The organism is Streptomyces boetiae (genome assembly GCF_031845405.1).
Taxonomy (GTDB): domain Bacteria; phylum Actinomycetota; class Actinomycetes; order Streptomycetales; family Streptomycetaceae; genus Streptomyces; species Streptomyces boetiae.
The window spans coordinates 1-4667 of the sequence record NZ_JAVREN010000093.1; the positions used below are offsets into that span (position 1 = coordinate 1).

Consider the following 4667-nt stretch of genomic DNA (forward strand, 5'->3'; position numbering starts at 1 on the left):
CCATTGTGGCCGGGGGGATGATCCTGGCCGGGCTCGGGACGTTCGTCGCCCTCGGCCTCGCCTCCGGGGACGGCGGGTCCGAGGACAGCAGACCCCGGCCGGCTCTCGTGGACGACCGCGATCCGGCACGTCCCAGCACCGGCGAGGAGGAGACGGACGGCCCGACCCGCGAGTCCTCGCCCAGCACGTCCCCCTCCGACCCCGCCGACCCCGGCCCCGGCGGCTACACCCCGCCCCCGGACACGGGATTCCCCCCCACCGGCACGACCCCCGAGGACACGGCCACCTCCACGGACCCGCCCACGACGCAGCCGACGGAGTCCCCGTCGCCGGGCACCACGGGCTCCGCCTCGGAGGGCGATACGGGTGCGGCCGTGGGCGGCCCGGACCCCGGCGGGACGACCGAGGGCACGGCCGACGGCTCCGTGACCGAGGGCACCACGGACGGCTCCGCGACCGGGGAGGCGGACGGCGGCGGGCAGGGCGGCCAGACCGAGGGGACGTCGGACAGCCCCGGCGGTTCCGACGAGGGCCAAGCCGGTGGCTCCGAGACGGACACCACCACGGAGGGCGAGGCCGCGGCGGGCGGCGCAGCCGCCCCCTGACGGCGCCCGTCGTCGCGGCGGCGGATCTCGCCGGGCGGTGCCTCGCGGCGGCCGGGGCGCGGCGGCCGGGTCGCGGCGCCTCAGAAGAGGCGGAGCTTATCGTCCTCGATGCCGCGAAGGGCGTCGTAGTCGAGCGTGACGCAGCGGATGCCGCGGTCCGTGGCGAGGGTGCGGGCCTGGGGCTTGATCTCCTGGGCGGCGAACACGCCGCGGACCGGGGCCAGCAGGGGATCGCGGTTGAGCAACTCCAGGTAGCGGGTGAGCTGTTCGACCCCGTCGATCTCGCCGCGCCGCTTGATCTCCACCGCGATCGTGGCCCCCTCCGCGTCCCTGCCGAGGATGTCCACCGGGCCGATCGCCGTGGGGTATTCGCGGCGAATGAGGCTCCAGCCCTCCCCGAGCGTCTCCATGCGGTCGGCAAGCAGTTCCTGAAGGTGAGCTTCGACACCGTCCTTGATCAAGCCAGGATCGACGCCCAGTTCGTGGGAGGAGTCGTGCAGGATCTCGGCCATCGTGATGATCAGCTTCTCGCCGGTCCTGTTCTCCACCGTCCACACCGCCGCGGCCTCGCTCTCGGCGTTCCCGGCCTCGCTGACCTTCAGACTGCACGGCGGGGACATCCAGTTGAGGGGCTTATAGGCCCGGTCATCGGCGTGGATGGAGACCGAATTATCCGCCTTCACGAGGATCAGCCGTGGCGCGAGCGGGAGATGGGCGGTCAGCCGGCCGGCGTAGTCCACCGAGCAGCGGGCGATCACGAGACGCATGGACTCAGCCTAGAGGGCGTACGGCGGCGGCCGTGACCGGTGGGGCGGCGGAAGGCCCCGCGACGGCTGGGGCGGCCGTTGCCGGACAGTGGCCAGATATGTGCCCAATCCACTGACATGCTCGGGCCAACACCCCTACGGTTGGACACGGGGCGTCGCCGTCCGAACGCACACCAGCACGCGGTGACGTGTGTGCGGCGGTGTCCCGGGGCCCGTCCGCCAGACCTCCTAGCCAGGGGTCGCGAGAGGAGAATCCCATGTCGCTCGACGTCTCACCAGCGCTGTTGCAGCAGGCCGAGCGCGGCGAGGAGGTCGACGAAGTCGCGTTCGTCGACTGCGTCCGCACCTCCCTGCCCTACGCCTGGAACATGATCAGCACGCTGGTCGCCCGACTCAAGGTGGACGGCGGTGACTTCGCCGACAACACCACGCCGCCGCCGGACGAGCATGCGCGTGGACAGCTGCTGCGGGCGTTGGCCAGCGACGCCATCCGGCGGTCGCTGGAGCGGCACTTCGGCGTCCGGCTGGCGTTCCAGAACTGCCACCGGGTCGCCGTCTTCCCGCTCGACGCCGCCTCGGACGCCCCGCTGGGCCGGTTCACCTCGATCCGCGGGCAGATCCTCAACCAGTCGCCGGAGCTGCGGGACTGCTGACGGGTCCGACCCCGGGTGCTGCCGCTTCCGGCGTTCGCGCCTCCCAGGGGAGAAGCGGCAGCACCTCCCGGGCCAGGCGCCGGATGTTCAGCTCCGTGGCCGCCGCGTCGCCCGTGCCCTCGGCCAGCAGCGCGAACCGCGTGATGCCCGTGCGTTCCGCCGTGGCCGCGAGCCGGTCCGCGCACAGCCCCGGGTCGCCGACCGGATGCAGGTCGCACAGCAGCTCTGTGTACGCCACCGGGTCCCGCATCGAACGGGGCCGGCCGTCCAGCGTCTGATGGGCGGCCAGGCCCTGGCGCAGCCAGCCGGGCAGGCTGCGGCGCAGCACCCGCGCGGCCTCCGCGCGGCTGTCGGCCACCTGCACCACGCCGACCGACACGTGGTCGGCCTCCTCCGGCCGCCCCGCCTCTCGCGCCGCCGTGCGCCACAGGCCGACCATCTCGGCCTTCTCCTCGTCGCCCACGTGCATCCCCAGCAGCATCGGCAGCCCGCGCCGGGCGGCCAGCCGCACCGAGGCGGGGGACGTGCAGGCCACCAGCACCGGCGGCCCGTCCGCGCCCCGCGGCACCACGGGCACCTCGCGGAAGCGGTAACGCTCGCCCTCCGCCCGGACCGCGTCCTGCCGCAGCCAGCGCAGCAGCAGGTCCAGGGACTCGGGGAAGCCGTGCTCCAGCGCCTCGGCGCCGCCGCCGAAGACCTCCAGGTCCACCCACGGCCCGCCCCGCCCGACCCCGAGCGCGAAGCGGCCCCCGGAGAGCAGGTGCAGCATGGCCGCCTGCTCGCCGAGGGCCACGGGGTGGGCGCTGGTGAGGACGCTGATCGCCGTGCCCACGGTGATCCGTCGCGTGCGCCCCAGCAGGTGCGCGGCCAGCGTGGCCGCCGAGGGGCAGACGCCGTAGGGCACGAAGTGGTGCTCGGCGACCCAGACGGCGTCGAGCCCGGCCCGGTCGGCGGCCACCGCCCCGGCCACCGCCCGGTGCAGGGCCTCCGCGTCGCTCTGCCCCGGATAGCGTCCGGCCAGCACAAATGTCCCTATCCGCAGGGTTCTCATTGTCAACGCCTCTCTCAGCACGCCTTGCCCATGGGCATTAACGTCCGGCGCCCGGCGGGGGCACGGGCTGCGGGACGCCGATTTCTCAGATCATCAGGTGGTTTCGGGAGAGCACGCGCTGCATACACTCGGAGGCGCAGCCCAGCGCGTTTCCCCTCGCCACCCCGCTCCCCCCGAATCACCCGAGGTGCCCGTGTCCCCGCGTCGTAATCGCCCCAGCGGCGGCCGGCAGCCGAGCCGGCCCGCCGACGGCCCGCGCGAGTACGGGCTGGAGCAGACCGACCACTGGCGCGGCGAGGAGTGGACCGTCCGCCGGATAACGGGCAGCGCCGCCGCGAAGCACTACCGCTGCCCCGGCTGCGACCAGGAGATCCCGCCGGGCGTTCCGCACGTCGTCGCCTGGCCGAGCCTGGGCACCGTCGAGGAGCGCCGCCACTGGCACGGCCCCTGCTGGAACGCCCGGGACCGGCGGGGCGCCCGGGTCCTGCGGTCGCGGAACGCCCCGCGGTACTGACGGGGCAACGGCCGCGGCTCGCCCGGCCGTTCAGGCGTCGGTCGCCGTCAGCCGCGTGTAGGCGGCGAACAGCGCCCCCACGGTGATCAGCGCGAGCACGGCCAGCAGCGGCCAGCCGGTGGCCGATTCCTCGCCCTGCATCGGGATGCGGTAGAGCGAGGCCAGGCCGTTGAGCGGGGAGTACTCGATCAGCCGCTCCCGCAGCGTCTCCAGGCTCTCGCCGAACATGAACAGCGCGATAAGCAGCGGCAGCAGGACCACGCCCAGCATCGTCGTGATCGCCCCGGCCGAGTGCCGCAGCAGCCCGCCGACGGCCAGGCCGAGCAGCCCGAGCACGGAGACGTAGAGCGCGGCGCCGACGGTGGCGCCCATCCAGTGGGAGCCGGTGGCGACCAGCTCGCCGTTCTCGATGGAGCCTTCCAGGAGCGGGTCCTGGCTGGCGTAGTACGGGATCTCCTGCTCGCTCAGCAGCGCGGACTGGATGAGCGCGGTCAGCGTGCAGGCCACGAGCGTGGTGCTGAACGCGACGAGGAAGAAGACGGTGGCCTTCGCCACCAGCACGCGGCCCCGCTGGGGGCAGGCGGTGAGGGTGGTGCGCATCATGCCGGTGCCGTACTCGGAGCTGATGACGAGCACGCCGAGCGTGATGACGCAGATCTGGCCGAGCATCAGGCCGAAGAAGCCGCCGGCGAGGAGCGGCATGCCCACGTAGTCGTCGGAGCTGAGGCCGACCGCGAAGAGGAGGCCGACGCCGACGGTCAGCAGGAACATCAGGACCAGCGTCCAGACCGTGGAGCGCACGGTGCGGATCTTGGTCCACTCGGAGGCGAGGGCGTGGCCCAGGTGCGTTGCCGTCCCCACGGGGGCCGCGGGGACGGCACCGGGGAACGCCCCGGGCGCGGGCCCGGCGGCCTGCTGCGGAGGGAAGGCGGCGGGGGCCTGGTGCGGGGCGCTCATCGGTTCTCCTCCGGGGCTTTGCGCTGTGCCTGCGGCGCTGGGGCCGACGTCGCGTTCGCCTGCGGCGGGGCTGCCGCGGGTGGGCCGGTCGGTATCGAGCCGGCCTGCCCGGCCGAGGGC

5 protein-coding genes and 1 pseudogene are annotated in these 4667 nt (G+C 73.9%); 3 read left to right on the forward strand and 3 right to left on the reverse strand.

From position 1 onward, the window contains the following. Positions 1 to 605, forward strand: a pseudogene (locus RM780_RS27450) (hypothetical protein); the annotation flags it as partial. Between the two features lie 80 nt (positions 606 to 685). Here RM780_RS27450 and nucS read toward each other — a convergent pair. Next, a complete protein-coding gene (gene nucS, locus RM780_RS27455) occupies positions 686 to 1372 on the reverse strand; it encodes an endonuclease NucS (protein WP_311633617.1) in 687 nt (228 codons plus the stop codon). 257 nt (positions 1373 to 1629) lie between these two features. Here nucS and RM780_RS27460 point away from each other — a divergent pair, with 257 nt between their 5' ends. Continuing rightward, positions 1630 to 2025 carry an SCO5389 family protein gene (locus RM780_RS27460; protein ID WP_311633618.1) on the forward strand — a complete coding sequence of 132 codons (396 nt, stop codon included), beginning with the start codon at positions 1630 to 1632 and terminating at the stop codon, positions 2023 to 2025. On the opposite strand, the gene RM780_RS27465 is transcribed toward RM780_RS27460, so the two are convergent. Further along, positions 1994 to 3067 carry an LLM class flavin-dependent oxidoreductase gene (locus RM780_RS27465; protein WP_311633621.1) on the reverse strand — a complete coding sequence of 358 codons (1074 nt, stop codon included), beginning with the start codon at positions 3065 to 3067 and terminating at the stop codon, positions 1994 to 1996. The two genes, RM780_RS27460 and RM780_RS27465, sit on opposite strands and share 32 nt — an antisense overlap. A 202-nt stretch (positions 3068 to 3269) precedes the next feature. Here RM780_RS27465 and RM780_RS27470 point away from each other — a divergent pair, with 202 nt between their 5' ends. Continuing rightward, entirely contained in the window at positions 3270 to 3590 is a 321-nt protein-coding gene (locus RM780_RS27470; RefSeq protein WP_311633619.1) for an ATP/GTP-binding protein, read from the forward strand. A gap of 30 nt (positions 3591 to 3620) precedes the next feature. On the opposite strand, the gene RM780_RS27475 is transcribed toward RM780_RS27470, so the two are convergent. Beyond that, entirely contained in the window at positions 3621 to 4547 is a 927-nt protein-coding gene (locus RM780_RS27475; RefSeq protein WP_311633620.1) for an ABC transporter permease, read from the reverse strand. Positions 4548 to 4667 lie beyond the last annotated feature (120 nt).